16 protein-coding genes are annotated in these 19,948 nt (G+C 52.0%); 11 read left to right on the top strand and 5 right to left on the bottom strand.

Going from position 1 to position 19,948, the window contains the following annotated elements:
• The first annotated feature begins 62 nt into the window (after nt 1-62).
• The 6 genes from ACO0LN_RS03010 (at nt 63) to ACO0LN_RS02985 (ending at nt 9,659) form a co-directional block, all read left to right on the top strand.
• On the top strand, nt 63-1,583 hold the full coding sequence (locus tag ACO0LN_RS03010; protein ID WP_422970902.1) for a hypothetical protein: 1,521 nt from the start codon (nt 63-65) through the stop codon (nt 1,581-1,583).
• 1 nt (nt 1,584) lies between these two features.
• A complete protein-coding gene (locus tag ACO0LN_RS03005) occupies nt 1,585-2,562 on the top strand; it encodes a hypothetical protein (RefSeq protein WP_422970901.1) in 978 nt (325 codons plus the stop codon).
• Nucleotides 2,563-2,586: 24 nt separating this feature from the next.
• The gene (locus ACO0LN_RS03000; protein WP_422970900.1) at nt 2,587-6,939 is read left to right on the top strand and encodes a hypothetical protein; all 4,353 of its coding nucleotides are present in this window, start codon (nt 2,587-2,589) and stop codon (nt 6,937-6,939) included.
• Between the two features lie 96 nt (nt 6,940-7,035).
• Nucleotides 7,036-8,592, top strand: coding sequence for a hypothetical protein (locus ACO0LN_RS02995; protein ID WP_422970899.1), 1,557 nt, complete (start codon nt 7,036-7,038; stop codon nt 8,590-8,592).
• A 12-nt stretch (nt 8,593-8,604) separates the two neighbouring features.
• The gene (locus ACO0LN_RS02990) at nt 8,605-9,078 is read left to right on the top strand and encodes a phage tail protein (protein WP_422970898.1); all 474 of its coding nucleotides are present in this window, start codon (nt 8,605-8,607) and stop codon (nt 9,076-9,078) included.
• An 86-nt stretch (nt 9,079-9,164) separates the two neighbouring features.
• Nucleotides 9,165-9,659, top strand: coding sequence for a phage tail protein (locus tag ACO0LN_RS02985; protein WP_422970897.1), 495 nt, complete (start codon nt 9,165-9,167; stop codon nt 9,657-9,659).
• A 40-nt stretch (nt 9,660-9,699) separates the two neighbouring features.
• On the opposite strand, the gene ACO0LN_RS02980 is transcribed toward ACO0LN_RS02985, so the two are convergent.
• The 3 genes from ACO0LN_RS02980 to ACO0LN_RS02970 are packed head-to-tail and all read right to left on the bottom strand — an operon-like array spanning nt 9,700 to nt 11,768.
• Nucleotides 9,700-10,209 carry a nuclear transport factor 2 family protein gene (locus ACO0LN_RS02980; RefSeq protein WP_422970896.1) on the bottom strand — a complete coding sequence of 170 codons (510 nt, stop codon included), beginning with the start codon at nt 10,207-10,209 and terminating at the stop codon, nt 9,700-9,702.
• Nucleotides 10,210-10,258: 49 nt separating this feature from the next.
• Nucleotides 10,259-10,813 (bottom strand): GNAT family N-acetyltransferase, encoded by a 555-nt coding sequence (locus ACO0LN_RS02975; RefSeq protein ID WP_422970895.1) that lies wholly within the window; start codon nt 10,811-10,813, stop codon nt 10,259-10,261.
• A 16-nt stretch (nt 10,814-10,829) separates the two neighbouring features.
• Complete coding sequence (locus ACO0LN_RS02970) at nt 10,830-11,768, bottom strand: histone deacetylase family protein (RefSeq protein WP_422970894.1); 939 nt, start codon at nt 11,766-11,768, stop codon at nt 10,830-10,832.
• A 287-nt stretch (nt 11,769-12,055) separates the two neighbouring features.
• Here ACO0LN_RS02970 and ACO0LN_RS02965 point away from each other — a divergent pair, with 287 nt between their 5' ends.
• The 5 genes from ACO0LN_RS02965 to ACO0LN_RS02945 all read left to right on the top strand — a co-directional run bounded on the left by ACO0LN_RS02965 (nt 12,056) and on the right by ACO0LN_RS02945 (nt 17,797).
• The gene (locus ACO0LN_RS02965; RefSeq protein ID WP_422951589.1) at nt 12,056-12,976 is read left to right on the top strand and encodes an AAA family ATPase; all 921 of its coding nucleotides are present in this window, start codon (nt 12,056-12,058) and stop codon (nt 12,974-12,976) included.
• Between the two features lie 27 nt (nt 12,977-13,003).
• On the top strand, nt 13,004-13,987 hold the full coding sequence (locus tag ACO0LN_RS02960; protein WP_422970893.1) for a DUF58 domain-containing protein: 984 nt from the start codon (nt 13,004-13,006) through the stop codon (nt 13,985-13,987).
• The gene (locus tag ACO0LN_RS02955) at nt 13,984-15,996 is read left to right on the top strand and encodes a transglutaminaseTgpA domain-containing protein (RefSeq protein WP_422970892.1); all 2,013 of its coding nucleotides are present in this window, start codon (nt 13,984-13,986) and stop codon (nt 15,994-15,996) included. Before ACO0LN_RS02960 ends, ACO0LN_RS02955 begins: the two co-directional genes overlap by 4 nt.
• A 140-nt stretch (nt 15,997-16,136) precedes the next feature.
• On the top strand, nt 16,137-17,162 hold the full coding sequence (mltB, locus tag ACO0LN_RS02950; protein ID WP_422970891.1) for a lytic murein transglycosylase B: 1,026 nt from the start codon (nt 16,137-16,139) through the stop codon (nt 17,160-17,162).
• Nucleotides 17,163-17,497: 335 nt separating this feature from the next.
• Nucleotides 17,498-17,797, top strand: coding sequence for a hypothetical protein (locus ACO0LN_RS02945; RefSeq protein WP_110257001.1), 300 nt, complete (start codon nt 17,498-17,500; stop codon nt 17,795-17,797).
• Nucleotides 17,798-18,268: 471 nt separating this feature from the next.
• On the opposite strand, the gene cysM is transcribed toward ACO0LN_RS02945, so the two are convergent.
• Nucleotides 18,269-19,171, bottom strand: coding sequence for a cysteine synthase CysM (gene cysM, locus ACO0LN_RS02940; RefSeq protein ID WP_422970890.1), 903 nt, complete (start codon nt 19,169-19,171; stop codon nt 18,269-18,271).
• Between the two features lie 273 nt (nt 19,172-19,444).
• Nucleotides 19,445-19,906 (bottom strand): ComEA family DNA-binding protein, encoded by a 462-nt coding sequence (locus tag ACO0LN_RS02935; protein ID WP_422970889.1) that lies wholly within the window; start codon nt 19,904-19,906, stop codon nt 19,445-19,447.
• Nucleotides 19,907-19,948 lie beyond the last annotated feature (42 nt).

Genomic DNA, 19,948 nt, shown 5'->3' with positions numbered 1-19,948 from the left:
TGTATGGAATAGCGCAACAAATAATGCATAGATGAATATTTTTTCTGAAGGTGTGGATCAACATGGCTGTCAATGACGATGAAACCTATTTGCTGAACCAGCAGGTATCCTTTATCCAGCATTTTTTACCAGGCCTGGATGCTGGCGGTTATCAGTTAAAAGTAAGGCAAAACATAATCGACAACGCAGGTAATGCTGTCAGCGGCGCAGACTATAGCAATAGCTATACCTTTGCGGTAACGGCAGACCGCTTTGCGATTTCGCAGCCCGGCAATGTGATCAGCTCGGTCTTCCCCTCGGACAATGTCTCGGGTGAATTCAGCAATGTCTTGCCGCATGTGGTGTTTTCACAAAAAACCTTCCCCTGGGTGCGTTACCCGACCAATAAACTTCCGTATTCACCGCCAGAGGCAGGCACGGATACCGATGCGGATGTACCAACCTGGCTATGGGTCATGCTGCTGGATGAAGATGATATCGATGCCTGCACTGCTGAAGGTGTGAGCCTGAGTCTGACTGCTGCAACCCGCTGTGTGGCGGACCTGTTCCCACAGGCTGCCCTGCCGTCTGGCACGAACAGCAGCCTGGGTAGCAATTATTCCTATTTCAATGGGGCAACCAACATACTGGGACTGGAGCCTGGTGAAACCTTGACCGATGCGATCCAGACCATTGATGTGCCGCTAAGCCTGTTCTGGAAGATCGCACCCAGTGTCGATGACTTGAAGCAGATGGCGCATGGCCGAGTAGTCAGCCTGATCAACCAGCCAACCACGACCAATACGCCAGACCCAGGTGAACCTACCGGTTCATTTTCCATCGTATTTGGCAACCGCCTGCCTGCTACAGGCAAGAAGACCGTGGCCTTTCTGGTATCACTCGAAGAATTGGAGAACTTTTTGCCCAGCACCAGCAGTGGCGGTGCACCGGCGGGCAACACTTACAATGGCAATCTTTCGTTGAGACTGGCGGTACTCAGTACCTGGACTTTCTTCAGCACTGGTCAGCCAGCGACCTTTGTCCATCAGTTGCTGAGCCTGAATGATCGCGTCATTGATGACCCGAAAAAACAACCGCCACCAGCCGCCACCAATACCAATCTGCGTCTGCCCTATCAGGGCAGCAATGCGGTCGTGCGCGGCGCATTGAATATGGGTTACGTGCCACTCAATGAAACCCTGCGCACTTCCGGCCAGACCGTGTCCTGGTATCGAGGCCCCTTGACGCCTTATCAGGTCACGCAGTCATGGTTGCAGGTACCAATAGCCTCGCCTGATGCGGCCACCATCTTTGATCCGACCACGGGTTTGCTGGATACCTCTTATGCTGCCGCCTGGACCATAGGCCGCATGGTGGCCTTGCAGGATACTTCGTTTTCAACCGCCTATTACACCTGGAAGCGCGACCTGGAAATGCAGGTGCAACAATCCGTCGAAGACCAGATGCTGGAACAAAGCCTGGGTGCTTCGCTGGACCTGGCACCGCAAGCGAAGCAAATGAAACTCATGGTCGGCGCACCGGCACCGCATGGTTCAAATTCGCTGCTAAAGCGCACCATCATGTCACTCAATCCTGAGGCTTAATATGAAATCCGTCTATAAGCGCTCATCGCTGATCAGCAACCTGCAGACTGCGTATTCCAGTCCCGCCAATGTGCAGGCCAATCTGCCCAATCCTGCCATGCCACAAGTGCTGGTGGATTGGCTGGCCAACCTGGCACTGCTGCATGGCGTGCCCTTTAATTACCTGGTACCAGATGAAAACATGCTGCCGCCAGAATCACTGCGCTTTTTTTATCTCGACAGTAACTGGATTTCTGCATTGACGGATGGTGCCATGAGCATAGGCCGCAATTTGACCACACAGGTCGATACGCCAGAGATGAATCTGCAATCTGCCGTCTTGCCGGAGGTGACCAGCCAGGTCAAGGGCACAGCTTCTCAAGTCAGGGCCAAGGCCTTTGGAACCACTGCCAAACTCAGCGAAAGCAATTCCACAGTCATCAGCGGCTTTGTCCTGCGCTCTTCACTGGTACTTGATTACCCGAGCATGGGCGTGAATGTCTATCCTCTCGGTGGCACTCCCAAAGACCCAAGCCCTGTCATGTTGCAAATCCTGAGACTGGAGCAACTGGGACCACAATCAGACACCTTAATCTGTCTGGTCGCCGGTGATGCCTATCGCGTTGATATACATGAAGCGCCACAGGCACTGCATTATGGTATCGATTGTTTCCAGAATGACTGTACCGTCAGGGGCGAGGCGGCCACTGCGGTCAAGAACCTGTACACCTTTGGCAATGCAACTAAGACCGACGATGGCACGACGACGAATAGCGTCACCATGAGCCAGACGGTGACGCCGACTGACATCAGCTCATGTTTCCGCAGCATATCGCCGCGCGTGCTGGGCATGGACAGCTTGTCCAAGCTCATTCTGCAAGCAAACCGCTCTGTCGCACCGCCACCGGGCACCACAATCCCCAGCAGCATCGATTCTGCCAAGATGGGCTTTGAGATGACCGAGGGTGTGGGCATGGTCAGTTTTTATAAATCAAATTAATTAAGCCAGCGACTGAAAATCATGATGAACGCCATCGTTCCACTCAATATTGCCGCATTGCGCGTCAACAATAATGATGCCACCAATGTCGTTGGTGGCTTCCAGGGCAAGACGGCCAGCTTCAATTCCATGCCCTGGTATAACCCGAATGGCGGCACGCCACCGGCAGCGGCCAGTACCGGTGACAAGATTTATGCGCCACTGGGCAGCACAGCCAGCGGCAATCCGCTTAACAGCCCAGCCAACCCGCTCGGTGTGGGTGTGCACCTGCAATGGGAATTGCCTGATTATTTTCGCAAGGGGACACAACCAGCCGAAGGCGGCAACCTGGTTTTCCCGGCTGCGCCTAACCGCTGGCTGGTAACCCGCTTCCTGAGTTTTTATGATACGCAAACCCAGGCTTATGGCAGCATCAGCAGCAAGAGTTGGGTGGTCGAGAGTGATTATCTGTCATCAACGCTGCAGGCAGATGCTGCCGGCATTATCAGACCCGTTATTTCCGTCCCTATTCCAGCCCAGCCTGGTTTCCAGCAACAGCCTTTCATGTACATGGGGCGGGTGGTCGATGCAGCAAGCTGGAACCCGGCGAATACGCCAGCATCGAATTACCTGCCAAATTACAAAGCCACTGATGGAAGCTCACTGTACCTGACATCAATAGGTTTTGTCGGTGCCTATTTTGGTTCTTACTACCCTGAATGCTGCAGTGTATTTGGCTTCTGGGATAACTTTTCTGACGTACCTTATCCCGGCTACAAATCTTTGTATGAAGCCCTGAAGGCGAATGCGACGATACAGTTCCGCACAACTTACCAGGTCACAGGCTGGCTCAATGAGAGCATGTCTGATCCGCTGGCCAATATTGATGCCCATATCACCGACGACTATAACAAATATCTGACTGACTGCAATAACAATGATGTTGCCCCTGAACTGACGCCGAATGACTTTTTCCAGCAGATCACCAGCGGAAAAATGAAGTGGACCTTCAATATGGCCGATGTCAGTTACGAGCTCAATGAAAATCATACGATAGCTTCGCTCAACTACCCTGAAGAAACCCTGTCTGCCGGTACCAGCCAGGAAATCGTCTGGAACATGCTCAGCAATCCCGGGACGACTTACTTTTTGCAGTCGAATAATGCAGGCAATGTTTCTGTCTGGGATACCCAGGTTGAGATTGCCGTCGGCAATTCAACCGAAGAAGCCGTGGCTGCCATGCTCAAGACCGACATGGGCCAGCAGACCAATGACCCGAATGTGCTGAGCAATTATGAATACCTGCTGGATGCCCTGCAACTGGGCTTGCTGGCAGATCTCGAAAAAACACCGAACAAACTCATTACGCTAGAAGAAGCACTGCACAGCAATGCCTTCTCTACCGACCCTGGTGGTTACCTGTGGATCATAGGCAGCCAGGAAGTCAATGGGGACACCCCTGTCAATCCCGATATCGAAGTCACCCTGCCACTCGATCTGGCCGAACAACTGTATTTGCTGAATCAGGCGCAAAAAAACTACGACATGGGCCGCGCTGCGCTCTCCACCATGCGCAAGCAATTGTTCATGGACTGGACGCATTATGTGAAGCTATACACGGGTGAGATCACTGACCCGAATATCAGCATCAGCAACATGACGAATTTCATCAACACTGCCAGCGGTGGTGAATTGAATGCTGTCATCGCCAAGGGCACGGCAGTTGGCATATTGTCGTATATTACGAATGAAGAATCAGGTGCAGTCACCGGCATCAGCCAGCCTGTCAGCGGGGTGTCGATTTCCAGCCTGGCCTACAAGGTCTGGGATAATTATCAGGTAGTGCAAAATGCCCTGGCGGCTTACCCGGCATGGCAAGTGCAATGCACGAAGAGTGATGCTTTCTATCTGCCGAATGAACCTCTGGTACTGATGCAGGGCGACATGATGGAGCCTGCGCGCAGGAATGGCAAAAATCCACTGACCTTTGTGCGCCTGAGCCAGGAGATACTGGGCCAGCTCAATATCTGCTATAACAGCACTGAATTCCAGGTCACCGCCAGCAGCACAGGTATCGTACCGGCCATCAACAGCAATATCCCCATGGGCACCGATGTCAGCGCCCTGCTGAGCGAAGCCTGCCTGATCACGCCCATGCTGGCAACGGCAGTGGCATCCGGCCTCGCTGCAATAGGTGGAGCAAATAATCCGGCAGTCACTTCACTGTCCGCCTTTACTACCAGCCTGATGTATGCGCAAGGTGGCCTGAGCCCGCTTGATATTGCACCGAATGCCGGTGGCGTACCTGCATCCACAGATACCAGTCTGTTTGCCAAGGTGGCAAGCGACAATTACCAGGCTGCAGCCAATCCGGTCATCGCGATCAGCGCGCCACAGTCGCTGAATATCACGTTCAGCAATGTTGCCGGCAATGGCTGGGCACCGAATACCATAGGCTGGAGCACCCAGGCTACCCCAGCCGGTTTCCCATCCAGCCAGGTCAACCCTTTCCTGCCGGTATTCATGGTCTGGAATGTCAGACTTAATCCCTTGCTGTGGGAAGCCAAGGACAACAATGGCAACGCGATTTATTCACCATCGAATCTCACGGACTTTTTTACCCTGGATACAGATGCGGTCGATTATGTCTATAAGATGAATGGTAGCCAGGCTGTGAACTTCACCTCGCCTGACGCCATCACTTATGGCAACTCATCGACCATGAGTTCCAACTCCACCGGTGTGCTGGTGTACCAGATCAACTCTTATATAGCCAGCCACCCCGGCGACCCGGATAACCCTACCCTGCAAAGCATAGCCGATCTGTATGCCGACAAGAACTTCCTGGCGCAATCGATCAGCGGCTTCAACATCCAGCAGATATTGGCTGCCGATGTCGCCCAGGTAGCAGTGGAAGACCTGACCAAGGGTAGCCGCGACAGCGTGACCACCGCTGTCGCCAACGCCGCTAAAAAAAATGCCTGGGACAACTGGTATGACTTTGGCTTCAACAGCCAGCAACCTATCTCCACGGGCTTGCTGGCTCAGGGTAATTTTGGCCCCCTGCGTTCTGGTTTCCTGGAAATCATGAGCATAGAAATCGTCGATGCTTTCGGCCAGCGCATGGATCTGGCGACTGCGGCCAGCAATCCCGATGGATCGCTGGAAGTGATCACCGCCTACTCCATGACGCCGCCCGCCGAAGATACAGCGAACCAGGGCAAAATCTATCTGCCACCAAGGTTACTGGCCTCCAGCCGTCTGTGGTTCCAATGGTTGTCAGCCTCTTATGACACCAGCATCGCCGGTATCACAGGTGATTTTGAAGAGATGAGCCATCACCCCGCCACCTCACCCGTGTGCGGCTGGATCATGCCGAATCACCTCGACAACAACCTGTTTTTCTACAATGCCGATGGCAGCCCGATAGGCACGTTTGGCATAGAACATCTGAGCACCAACCCTGCCCTGGTCTATCGCACCCGTGCCGGTAACCTGGACAATCCCACCAGCAGCCTGGCGTATGACATAGGCGAACCAGGCTCACCCAAGGTGAATGCGAATCTGGCCAACTACATGTGGTACATCAATGGCCAGAACGCCAGCTATCTGCAAGATCTGATGAAGGTGATACTGGACTCTGCCGACTATATCAACCCGGCCAATTACGCCAGGGATGCGAATCTGTCAGTCCTGCTGGGTAATCCCCTGGCCCTGGTCAGGGCCTCGGTCGGGCTGGAAACTGCTGGCAACCTGCTGCCAATCAGCCAGGCAAGCAGCGGCCCCGGCGCGCCATTCCCGCAAGACGTGAACAATAACCGCGTCAATTACACAGACCGCATGGCCTACAGCAGTGCCAACCTGCAAAACCTCAACTTCCCACTGCGGCTGGGTGACCTCGCCAATCTGGATGACGGGCTGGTTGGCTACCTGATGGATGGCACTGGCGACAATCCTTACACCGGTGCCGTATTTTATGCACCTGCTGCCGATCCTGGCATGCAAGGAAGTATCCGGGCACCGACTGAAACCACGGTGCAACTGAACCTGAATGCAGCATCACGTCACCTGACCATGCTGGTTGATCCGCGGGCCGCAGTACATGCCACGACAGGCGTATTGCCGGTCAATGAACTGAGCATACCGCCTGACCAGTACTCGACTGCAATGAACAGCCTGCAAGTCAATTTCGTCACCAGACCCATGCTGAAAATGAGTCAGGGCCTGGTTGTACCCTTGCCTGCGGAGGCCGGTTATGCGTGGTCGTGGATCACGCCGGGCAGCACTACCGAGACAGCGCTGATCGCCAACGCGGCGAATGAAACCCCGGTCTATGGCTACTCACCACAGACCCTGCAGGAGGGTTGGCTGGAACTCACCCCGGACAGTAATGAATGAAGCATGCATACAAGCAGTGACAACCAAGCAGTAACAACCAAGCCTGCACTACTCAACATTTATTATGTTGATCAACCCTAACAGACAGAAAAAATTATGAGCTCAGTAATAATGACCATGAACAACCCTGCGGTACCGGGCACGCCCGCTACCATTTATACAGGGGTCACAGCCAGCCTGAATATCGTGCTCACCAATGACACCGGGGCTGATATCAATCTCACTAACGCCGCCAGCCTGGAAGTGTTCATGCCGCTGTATTTCACGGCTGCACAACTGGAGCAGATGACGATAAGCAATATCACGCCTGGAGGCTGGACTTTCAGTTACAACAGTGCCGACATGTCTTTGCAACTGAACTGGACTGGTGGCAATGCCCCCTGGTTCAGCAATGGCGCCATCACTTTCAGCATCAATAATGTGCTGACATCGAATACCCCTACCGCTGACGTGGTGCAGATCAACTTCAATGACATCAGCGGTGCCAACGTCCCTAGCCAGGTATCCTCAGCCCTGGCGCTGGTTGCACAACCTGCGCCAGGCAACCTGAATCTGCAACAGGTGCTCAGCGTCACACCAGAATTTGGCGGAGCGGTCTATGTGTCCGCCATCAGCAATCCACTGACCAACACCCTGTATCTGAACCTCAAGAATATCGGCAGCACGCCACTGTTCAATGGCAATAATATGTGGACAGGCTCACCCAAAGTATCAGTCAGTTTTGTGTATGGCACAACCAGCGGCTCGCTGGCGCCGGACGACAAACAGCAAGCGACACAAACGGGCTCAGCCTGGGCTATCAGTGCTGGTATCTATGTAGATCAGACGGGTGGCTGGAGTGTACAAAACCCCTCAGTGACCGGCCAGGCGAATTCGCCAACCTGGACACTGACACCCAACAATACCAATAAACAGATCATAGGTACTGGTGACCAGTCAAATGTGACATTCTCTTTCGCCAATATCATTTCGATGACGCCAACTGGCCCTACGCAGATGTATGTGCAGTTTTCCGGTTTCATGGCAAACGATGGTACGCATTACAACGATACGGTGTTTGTCGTTCCTATCAGCAAACAGATTCCACCCAATCCCGGCGCGATAGGCATCTACAGTCTGGCAGAAACTATCCCTGTTAACAGTTCAACTGAACAGGTTTCTATCCCGCTGACCTGGAGCATGTTTGGCGTTGGCAGCGTCAAACTGAGCTTCTATATACCAGGCATGACAATACCCGAACAAAAGTACACCTACGGCACTACGGCACATCCCGCACTCATTTATGACACTGAGCATCCACAGATCACAGGCATTACCAAGACCCAGACCCTGACTGTCTATTGCTGGGCTTACTCTGACAGCAACTGGCAAAACCAGCTGAACAAGATACAGTGCACGGTACCTCTGATCTTCCCGCCCGTGATCAATAGTTTTACCATACAGCCTACCACGATCGTGCCACCGGCCAGCTATGCCTTCCAGTTGCAATGGGATATTGAGGGACAGGACAGTTTTGAAATCATTGCTGACAACGGTTCAGGCAGTCCACTTAAACTCCCAGTTCCGCAAACCGCGTCAACTTATATAGTCAACCCGACTTCACCACAAACCACCTATACACTGAATGTGTATGGCAATACCACTAATGACTGACCGGAGTATCCCATGCCAAATTTAAATGTCGTCACTGCGCAAGTCACAGCGACAATACAGATGCCGGTCGGCACCGTCGTCAGCTATGCTGGTGGTGCAGCTCCTAATGGCTGGCTGATATGCGACGGATCAGCGATTGATCAATCCACCCATCCCACATTGTTTTCTTTGATCGGGGGCAACGTACCTGACTTGCGCAGCCGTTTCATCGTCGGGGCAGGTCAGGGTGGAGGCTTATCCAACCGCACATTGAAAAGCGCTGGCGGTGAAGAGACTCACACCCTGAGCGAAAATGAAATGCCCAATCACAGTCATGCATATGGTGTTGGAGGCGGCAACCGTGGTAACAACAACGGAGGTGGCAACTCGGAAGGCTGGTCAGCCAATAACTGGTCATTTACGACCTGGACAGCCCGCACTGGCGGTAATGTTCCTCACAATAATATGCCACCTTTTTATGCACTGACCTACATCATCAAATACTAAAGCTGCAGATTCCAGGCGTCTTTATCCAGATGCCAATGCTATATCCTGTATTGGCATAATTCATTCCATTTTTTTGAAAAGAACTCATGAGCACATTAACCAACACCGCGCCTTCCCAGTCCGCTGAGACGGTTGCCATCAATCCCTTGCCAGTCGGCTCCATCATTGCTTTTGGTGGCAGCGATGCACCAAACGGCTGGCTGCTTTGCGTCGGGCAAACTATCAGCCAATCGACCTACCCCAATCTTTTTGCCGTCATAGGCGGCACCGTGCCAGATCTGCGCAGCCGTTTTGTCATCGGCACAGGGCAAGGCAATGGCCTCAGCAACTACCCGCTAAAAAGCACGGGCGGGGCTGAACACGTCACACTCAATACCGACCAGATACCCAGCCACCAGCATTTTGGTTTTGGTGAATCGACTTCTCCCTGGCCCATGGGTACTTCTGGAAAAAATCAGATGGGAAGCAAAGGCGGCATTGATAACGACAATTATTACTATGGCACGACATTTACAGGTAGCGGCCAGGCCCATGAAAACCGCCCACCGTATTTTGCACTGAGTTACATCATCAAGTACTGAAAGCACCTGAGCATAAGCAGGTTTGAACAGTTTGCAGGGCTTATTTTTTCTGCGTCTGTTCAGCCTGTTTTTCAACAAGTTGCTTCACACCGGCAGCGAGATAGTCAGTCAGTTCATTCGGCACAGTCAGTGACAACTGGTAGTGCATGATTTCAAAGCCCCGTGCGGTCTGGTGTATGACGCCTGTCGCCTGGCAGATACCCATCTGGGTTTGCAACTGCTCATCAAACCAGATAAATTTGCGGTCTGCCGACATGCTGATATGGCGGTTGAAGGACTTGAAAGCCCAGGCAGATTGCCGTTCAAAAAACCGTTTTGCCCAGGCTTTGAATTCATCACGCGTCCAGCGTTCTGTCTTGTCGGTGCCGATATACACACCATCTTTTGCCATCTTGTCGAAATACTGCAGGCGTGCGTGGGCAGCATCGTCATGCCATTCATCAATGAACTGGGCAACTTTGCTCGTGACGCTTGCAATATCATCTGCGGCTTGAACCAATGTAGTCTGCATGGCCCATGCAGCCAATAAAGCACTCAGTGTCTTTTTCATTTTCACACCCTGGTTTTCGTAGCCTGATCTTCGTAGCCTGATCGGGGTATCAGTTTTGTTGGATCAGGTAATCGGCACGGGTGATGCGGTAAATCAGGCTCGCTGCTTCACCCGTCACATCTTCAACTTCTGAATATGGCTGCAAGCCGATTTTTTCCAGGGTGCGGCGCGAAGGTATGTTGGCGGGCCTGACCAGCCCATATACTGCATCCTCAGCCAGCACGACAAAGGCAGCATGCAAGGCAGCCATAGCCATTTCCGTTGCATAGCCCTTGCCCCAGGTGTGCGCAGCAAAACGGAAATAGATGTTCAGGCCACTGAAATCAGCTATCTGTTTGCGCATGACGCCACCAAAACCCAATACCTGGTCCGGCTCATCTATAGAACAGACCGTCCAGTAACCAAAATGCTGACGTTCCCAGGCCCCGGCCCAGTCATCCAGCAACAAGCTGGTGGTTTCACGCGACCTCGGCCCAGTGGGGTTATGGACATTGGTCGCGGGGTCACCATGGATGATGGCGGCACTGTCGATATCGCTGCGCTCCATCTTGCGCAACAGGAGACGTTCCGTCTTCAACGGACTCAAGCTGGCGTAGTCAATCATACTTGTTCAACGATGATCAATCCAGGTCAGCCAGGACTTTAAGATGAGCAACCACGCTGCGCCCCAGAGCCGACAGGTTATAGCCACCTTCCAGGCAACTGACGATGCGTTTGTTGGAAAACTGCTGGGCTACCTTCATGATTTCTTTGGTGATCCAGGCGTAGTCGGCTTCGACCAGGCCCATCTGTCCCATATCATCTTCGCGGTGGGCATCAAAACCGGCAGAGATAAAAATCATTTCTGGTTCAAACTTGCGCAAGGCAGGTAACCACTGTTCAGTAATTAACTGGCGCACCACATCGCCATAACTGTGTGCCGGGACGGGGATATTCACCATATTGCGGGCAGGATGCTCAGTACCCGTATAAGGATAATACGGGTGCTGGAAAAAACTGACCATCAGGACCCGCTCATCACCCCTGAAAGCTTCTTCAGTGCCATTGCCATGATGAACGTCAAAATCGACGATGGCAATACGCTTCAGACCGCGTACCTCCAATGCATGCTTGGCCGCTACGGCAATATTATTGAACATGCAAAAACCCATGGCTTCACTGGGGGTCGCATGGTGTCCTGGCGGGCGTATGGCGCAAAAGGCATTTTCCACTTCGCCATTAAGCACGGCATCGGTTGCCGCTAGAGCGGCACCGGCGGCACGCAAGGAGGCGAGCCAGGTGTAAGCATTCAGTGAAGTATCAGCATCCAGCGGGAAATGGCTGTATTCAGAGCGCTCTGAGGGGCAGTTTTCCCGTATGCGATAAATGGCGTCGGCAGTATGCACGCGCGCAAGATCGGCTTCCGTCGCCGGAGGTGCTTCGCGATGGTCCAGCAAGTTGCTGATACGGCTGGCGATCAGTTGATCGTCTATGGCTTGCAAACGCTCGGGTGATTCGGGGTGCCATGAGCCCATTTCATGGCGCTTGCAGTCAGCATGGGTGAAATACGCAGTTGTCATGTCTCTGTGCCAGAACTGCCACAAAACCAGTCCGGCATTAGCTTGCCAGCGCAGTATGAGTGAACTCAGTTCTGTTTATCTTATCCGTCTTGCCATCAGTTTCACCCTATTTGCCTGATTTTGCAAATCCGTCTGTCTGAATCTTTTCACTATGGGCAACAGTTTTTCACATTTCGGTTTACACTGTGGGCACAGAAATTTGACAATTCATCTGCGTGGCCAGCCCAGGCTGGCTTGAACCATCATGATTTTCAGGCAACAATAAATATTGCTCAGCAAGGACGAACATGTTTTCCAAAGTACATAAAGTAGCAAAACAGGTGAATAGCGTCATCATCGGCAAGGAACAGCAAATCAGGCAGGCACTGGTCTGTTTGCTGGCGGGTGGACACTTGCTGATAGAAGATTTGCCTGGTGTAGGCAAAACCACACTGGCGCATGCACTGGCAATTTCCCTGGGTCTGAAGTTCAACCGTCTGCAGTTTACCAGCGACCTGTTGCCAGCAGACGTGGTTGGCATTTCGATTTTTGACCGGGAAAAATCACAATTTGTTTTTCATCCCGGCCCCGTGTTTGCCCAGGTACTGCTGGCAGATGAAATCAACCGCGCAACACCCAAAACCCAATCCTCATTGCTGGAAGCCATGGAAGAAAGGCAAGTCTCGGTAGAGGGGCAAACGCGCAACCTGCCCTCGCCGTTCTTTGTCATCGCCACCCAGAACCCTGCCCATCAGGTGGGTACTTTTGCCCTGCCTGAGTCGCAACTCGACAGGTTTCTGATGTGCCTGTCGCTCGGTTACCCGGATGCCGCAGCAGAACGTGCCCTTTTGCTGGGTGAAGACAGACGCAGCCTGCTGGCACAATTGCCCGCCATCATGCAACCGGAAGAATTGATGGAAGCACAGCAGCAACTCAAAAAAATCCATACTTCAGCAGCGCTGATCGACTACGTGCAATCACTGGCCCATGCAACACGCCAGGGCGATTTATTTGCCGAGGGCATGAGCCCACGTGCTTCTATCGCTCTGTTACAGGCCGCGCGTGCCTGGGCGGCCATGGAAGGCCGTGACCACGTCCTGCCTGAAGATGTGCAGGCAGTATTGATACCCGTTATCGCGCACAGGCTGCGCCCCTTGAAGTCAATGACAGGCAAGGTCAGTGCGAGTAGCGAATTGCTGGCACAACTGATGAAACGCGTCAGCGTCTGAACTGCACAGCCATAGATCAATCACGGCATGTTCACATCGATAAAAAAAAGACTGCGCAAGATCGTTTTTCTGGAACACAAGCCAGAAAGTGGTGAAGTGTTCCTGAATCAGCGACGGGTATTCACCCTGCCCAGCAAACCCGGGCTGGTATATGTCGTCCTTTTGCTACTGATGTTTTTGGCAGCGACCAACTACAGCCTGAACCTGGGCTTTGGCCTGACTTATGTACTGGGTGGCGTTGCGCTGGTCAATGTATTTTATGGCTTTCGCAATCTGGCCTACCTGCACTTGCTGCCAGGCTCGGCCCGGGCTGTCTTTGCGGGCGAAGAAACCGAATATACAGTGTATCTGATCAACCGCCGCATTCACCCACGCTATGCCATCAGCGTGGGTTTTGCTGAAAAAGGTCATCCGGAAAAATTTGTTGATATCGCTGCCGACAGCCGCGTTGCAGTGCAGCTCAGCTACCCGACGACGAACCGGGGCTTGCAAGCGATACCCAGAATCCGTTTGCAAACCAGTTACCCGCTGGGCCTGTTACGCGCCTGGAGTACCTGGCTGCCAGATGCCAATGCGCTGGTCTATCCGCAACCAGAGGCAAATCCACCACCCCTGCCCATGTCAGGTGCCGGGCAAAAGACAGAAGCACCAGGCCATGCCGGTGATGAAGATTTTGCCGGTGTGCGTGCCTATCAGCCTGGCGACGCCATGAAACACCTGGCCTGGAAACAGATTGCCAAAGTCGATACAGCCCTGGGTGGTTCACTGGTGACCAAGCAATTCGCCGGAGGTTCTGGCAACGATGTCATGCTGGACTTTGCTGCGCTGCCCCGGAATATGGATACAGAACTAAAACTGTCACGCCTGACCAGCTGGGTACTGGAGGCTGATCAGCGCGGCCTGACTTATGGCTTCAGGCTGGCGCAAACACAGTATCCACCAACTACTGGGCCAGAGCACTGTGAGGCCTGCCTGCGCGCACTGGCGCTCTACGAGATACCAGCATCATGAAATTGCCAGTCTTCCGCACCATATTGTCACGTGACAAGGCAGATACCCTGCTGTTGATCTTTGCCTGCGTCTTCGTATTATTACCACATGCTGACCATGTCAAATGGTGGGTGAATGCCTCTTGCGCCCTGTTATTGACCTGGCGAGGATGGCTGACCCTGAGCGGACGCCGCCTGCCCCCTGCCTGGCTGCTGCTGCCGGTTGCTCTGATGATGATGGCCGGAGTCTATCTGACGCACAGGACTTTTTTTGGCCGGGAAGCTGGCGTCACCATGCTGGTCTTGCTGCTGACCTGCAAGCTGCTGGAAATGCATGCCAAGAGAGATTTGTTCGTGGTGATTTTTCTTGGCTTTTTCCTGTTACTGACGAGCTTCTTTTATCAGCAGAGCATCTTCGCCGCCATGCTGACATTGACAGGGCTGTGTCTGTTATTGACAGCGCAGTTATCCTTCCATTACACAGGCGTAGTACCGCCTTTACTGCAAAGGCTCAAGCTTGGGGCCAGCATACTGGGGCTGGCAATTCCGCTGACCATCATCGCTTTTGTGCTGTTCCCACGCATACAGGGTCCATTGTGGGGCTTGCCAGGCGATGCACAATCTGGCCGCAGCGGTCTGTCGAACTCGATGTCGCCGGGGAATATCAGCGAACTGGCACAGTCTGAAGAAATTGCCTTTCGCGTCAAGTTCGATAAATTCATCCCGGCCAAACCCCAGCTTTACTGGCGTGGCATCGTCATGAATAAATACGACGGACGCAGCTGGTCGCAGGAAGAAAAAAGGTCTTCCTATAAAACTGACCAGGACAAAAACTGGATTAAATATGGCGGCCAGGCCATACGCCAGGAAATCACGCTGGAAGCAAATGGGCAAAACTGGCTGTTTGCACTCGACATGCCCGCAGGCAAACCCGAGCTGGACACCAATACCGGTACCGTCGCCATCATCAACAGACTGATGGAAACCCGGCGCGAGCAAGTCACCAATGACAGGCTTAAATACACGATAGAGTCGTATACTACCTATGCCCTGGAAGCCAGCAGCAACCGGGAAATGATGGCCGATTCGCTGAAACTGCCAGAAGGCTACAATCCACGCACCCTGGCTTTTGCTGCGACGCTGAGACAACAATATCCCGATGATATGCAGTTGATCTGGGCCATACTGAACTACTTCCGCCGTGAAGCCTATTCCTACACGCTGGAACCACCGCGTCTGGGCAGGAATAGTGCCGATGAATTCCTGTTCGATACCAAGGCTGGTTTTTGCGAACACTATGCCAGTGCCTTTGTCCTGCTGATGCGCGCCGCCAATATTCCGGCGAGGGTAATTGCCGGCTATCAGGGCGGCAACCTGAATTCTGTCGATGGCTATCTTGAGATACGCCAGTCCGACGCACATGCATGGGCCGAAGTCTGGCTGGAAGGCAAAGGCTGGCTCAGGATAGACCCGACCGCAGCCGTAGCACCGGAAAGGGTGCAGCGCTCACTCAATTATGCCGTGCCGCGCCAGGGCCTGGCGGGCCTCATGAACCTGAGCCCGGATGGAATTTCCTTTTTCAATCAGGTACGCATGCAATGGAGCGCCGTCAATAACTCCTGGAATCAATGGGTATTGAACTACAACCAGAATACCCAGAGGAGCTTGTTGAACTCCATGGGTCTCATGAAAGTGGATTGGACACAACTGACCATGTTGTTTTTTGTCGCGACCAGCCTGATACTTGGCCTGATCTCCCTGCCCTTAATTCGCAACCGGCCACGTGTCACAGCGCTTGATAAGGTATACTTTTCTTTCTGTCGCAAGATGGAAAAAAAGACCGCAGCACGCGCTTTGCATGAGGGGCCAAAAACCTATCTGGAAAGATTGCGCAGCAGCCTGCCCGCAGCTGAATTTGAAAATGCCGAGCGTTTTCTGACACTGTACGCAAGTGCCCGCTACGGCAAAGACCCAGGTCCGGAAAGTACGCTGATCCGGCGTTTGAAAACCTTGCTGGCAGCATGCCGCTAATTTTTAATAGACGTATTTTGATCTCTCTGACATCCCACGCATCACGCCAGCCAGGCATCCTGCTGAATAGCATTTACTCACTCATTATCGCAGTCGCACTGCTCACCTCAGGCGCAGCCCAAGCAACAGAAAAAAAACAAGTGAAAAAGCCTGTAAGGAGCACGGCGGCAGCCAGTTCTGCCCCGGCTGCCAAGGCAAAAAAAGATGAAAGCCATTTTGAGCAATGGAAGGAAGTATCCAGCTTCATCTCGGAAATGGTCAGCAAGCATGGCTATACCGAAGCAGAATTGAAAGCCATCTTCAAGCAAGCCAGATACATAGAAACCGCCAGGCAACTGATGCGCCCTGCTCCGGCAGGCAAACCCAAGAACTGGAAAGCCTACCGCGCCCGCTTTGTCGAGCCTTACCGCATCGAAGCTGGTGTTGCTTTTTGGGATAAATATGCCGATGCCCTCGCCAAAGCCGAGCAGGAATATGGCGTGCCGCCAGAAATCATCGTCGGCCTGATTGGTGTAGAAACCATTTTTGGCAAGCAGACTGGCGGCTTTCGCGTCATGGATGTGCTGACTACGCTGGCCTTTGATTACCCTGACACACCGACTCGCGATACACGCATGCAATTCTTCCGGGGGGAACTGGAAAACATGTTGCTGATGTCCAGGGAAGCCTCGCTTGATCCTTTTGTTTTTAAAGGCTCTTACGCAGGCGCGATAGGCTGGCCACAATTCATGCCTGGCAGCATCAGGAAATATGCAGTGGATTTTGATGGCGATGGCAAGATCAACCTGACAGATTCACCAGTGGATGCGATAGGCAGTGTCGCCCATTATCTGGCAGTACATGGCTGGAAGCGCAATTTACCTGTCGCATTCCCTGCCACTCTAGTGTTGCATGAGAAAAATGAACAACTCAGCACGGCCTTGGGCAAAGGTTTGCAGGCCAGCTATCAGTTGCAGGATTTAAAAGCCATAGCGACAACAGCCAGTAGCGATGCGCCAACAAATATCCCTTACGGGCTTGTCGATCTGCAAAATGGCAATGACGCAACAGAGTACTGGCTTGCAACAGAAAATTTTTACGCCATAACCTTGTATAACCGCAGTTATTTTTATGCAATGTCAGTCTATGATCTGGGTCGTGTCATTGCCTTGGCCAGACAAAAATAATTCTCACTTAATGTGTTTAACGCCGCATCACAGAGTGATGGGAGAAGAAGATCGCAATTTAACAGATTTTAATAAACCAAATAAAATTGTTAATTTATGTTATTCTAGTAACTAATTACTGGAATAAACATTGCCATTCAGTATTTTCTAAACTAAAGTGCTGTTATCTAGTTGACACATTTACTTCTTAACTAAGCAAAGTGTCAAGAGATTTAACAATGGTTTGCTATTTTTCTGACAAGCAAATTATATTTTAAAGATACAATATTACCGTTTGATTAATTTTTTATTGAAGCAACTAATTAAGCGTCAATAAACTACACAGCGAGGTAATTATGGCAAATTTGACCCAGCTTGAATCCGATGAAATCGACTATGATCCAAACAATCTGTTGGATACTCTGATCAAGCAATTGCATTTGAAAAATGATGCAGCACTCTCCAGAGCATTGGAAGTGGCACCACCAGTAATCAGTAAAATCAGGCATCGTCGCCTGCCGGTCGGCGCATCACTGCTGATCCGCATGCATGAAATCAGCGATGTCAGCATCAAAGAATTGCGCGAATTGATGGGCGACCGTCGTGCGAAATTCCGTATCAGCGACAAGCAATTCAAACCAAAAGACGCAGCATAAGTCTTTAATTTGATCAGTGCTTGCTGGCCTGTCTGACCTTCGGGTTGTCAGGAAAACTGCTACATTGAAAAATACCGAAAATGCGCCACAAGCGTGATTTCGGTATTTTTTTTCTTGTTTTTATTGTGCGCCGGATTTATGACAGCTTGATGTAAAGCTACCGGAGAAGTGCAATAAAATTGAGTGCCTGGAGATTTCCATGGCAGAGCGCCATGACAATGCGCGCACGAATGGCAGCAGCTAAACCGCTCGCCTTGACCTGCTCATCACATCTAGCACTGCCCTTCATGATCTGGCTATATGAGTAGCGATGTAAGTAGCTATATAACTTAGCTGTATGCCTTAGTCCTGTCACTTGCACCTGCAAGATATACACGCTATCCACTCAGTCATGCCTGCAATTACATCAGCAAGCCACACCTTTGGCTCAATCAGCGAGTGCGGGGCTGCACTCGCCTATGATGCGACTACTCAGGCTGGAAACACACCTGTCGATAAATACCGGTCGCCACGATCACAAACAACGAAGACTATTGTGGCGTTTTCTACCGTCTGGGCGATACGCAAAGCGATTTCGCAAGCACCTGCGGCAGAAATACCACAAAATATGCCCTCTTCCACGGCCATCCTGCGGGCCATTTGTTCTGCATCTGCCTGCGTGACTGACTCTACCTGATCAACTCTGGCTTTATCAAAAATCTTCGGCATGTAAGCCTCTGGCCATTTGCGTATGCCTGGTATCTGCGAACCTTCTTCCGGCTGCGCACCGACGATGCGTATCTGTGGATTCTGCTCCTTCAGATAAGCAGATACCCCCATAATGGTACCGGTAGTTCCCATGGCGCTGACAAAGTGGGTGACCTGGCCCTTGGTGTCGCGCCAGATTTCTGGCCCTGTGGCTTCATAGTGTGCGAGCGGATTATCCGGATTGGCGAACTGGTCAAGTATCACCCCCTGCCCTTCGGCCTGCATTTGCTCTGCCAGGTCACGCGCATATTCCATGCCGCCGGTCTTGGGAGTCAGCATGATTTGCGCCCCGTAAGCAGCCATGCTCTGGCGACGCTCTATGCTCAGGTTTTCTGGCATCAGCAAGATCATCTTGTAACCACGCATGGCGGCAGCCATGGCGAGGGCAATGCCGGTATTGCCGCTGGTGGCCTCGATCAAAGTATCACCAGGTTTGATACGGCCACGTTCTTCTGCCCTCTTGATCATGGACAAGGCAGGCCTGTCCTTGACGGAACCGGCAGGATTATTACCTTCCAGTTTGCCGAGGATGACATTATTGCGTCGCTGGTTTTCGTCACCGGGTATGCGCTGCAATCTAACGAGCGGTGTATTGCCTATGGTGTCTTCGATGGTCAGATAGTTCATGGTAAACAGCTTAACAACAGCTTAAAAAGACAAAGTCTTATTCTAAACGCAGTTACCTTTAGACGCTTGCCGCATAAGCAAGCAGTTTGTTTGAAAAACACCCCGCCAAGGCTGATAAAAATCAGCTTCTCATAGACAAATCAAGTCTTTACAACCCACTCGCAAGCACTAATCAGGCTTATACAGAATTTAAATAAGCTAATAAAAAACCCCGGAATCACTTCCGGGGTTTTGTGGAACTGTCAGTTCAACAAAAGAACTGAAGAATCAGACTTATTTTGCGCTGGCCTTGGAAGCTGCAGATGCCGCAGCAGAAGCTTTTGGTGCCGCTGTTGACGCTGGTGCTGCTGTTGCAGACGCTGCTGGCGCAGGTTTTTCTGCTTTCTCTGCCTTCGCTGTAGCTTTATCTGCTTTTTCACCTTTGGCAGGAGCTGCGCTGGCCGCTGGTTTTGCTGCTGCACCAGGTTTAGCCTGGCCATTGACAGTCAAACCTGCTTCAGACAATTTAGTGGAGCTTTTTTCGCCTATGCCTTTGACGCGGCTTTCAAAATCAGCCCAATCCTTGAAGGCACCGTTCTTGGTACGTTCTTCGATGATGGCCTTGGATTTGGCTGGGCCTATGCCCTTGATACCATCGAGTGCGGCCTGGTCACCTTTATTGACATCGACATCGGCGAATGCAAAACCAGTAGCAGCCAACAAAGCCATCAGGCCAAATATAATTTTCTTCAACATGCGAATACTCCCTCAATAATTGGACATTTTTAAAGCAATATG

Source organism: Undibacterium sp. TC9W, assembly GCF_049339865.1.
Taxonomy (GTDB): domain Bacteria; phylum Pseudomonadota; class Gammaproteobacteria; order Burkholderiales; family Burkholderiaceae_D; genus Undibacterium.
This window is presented reverse-complemented; position numbering and strand designations above follow the sequence as displayed.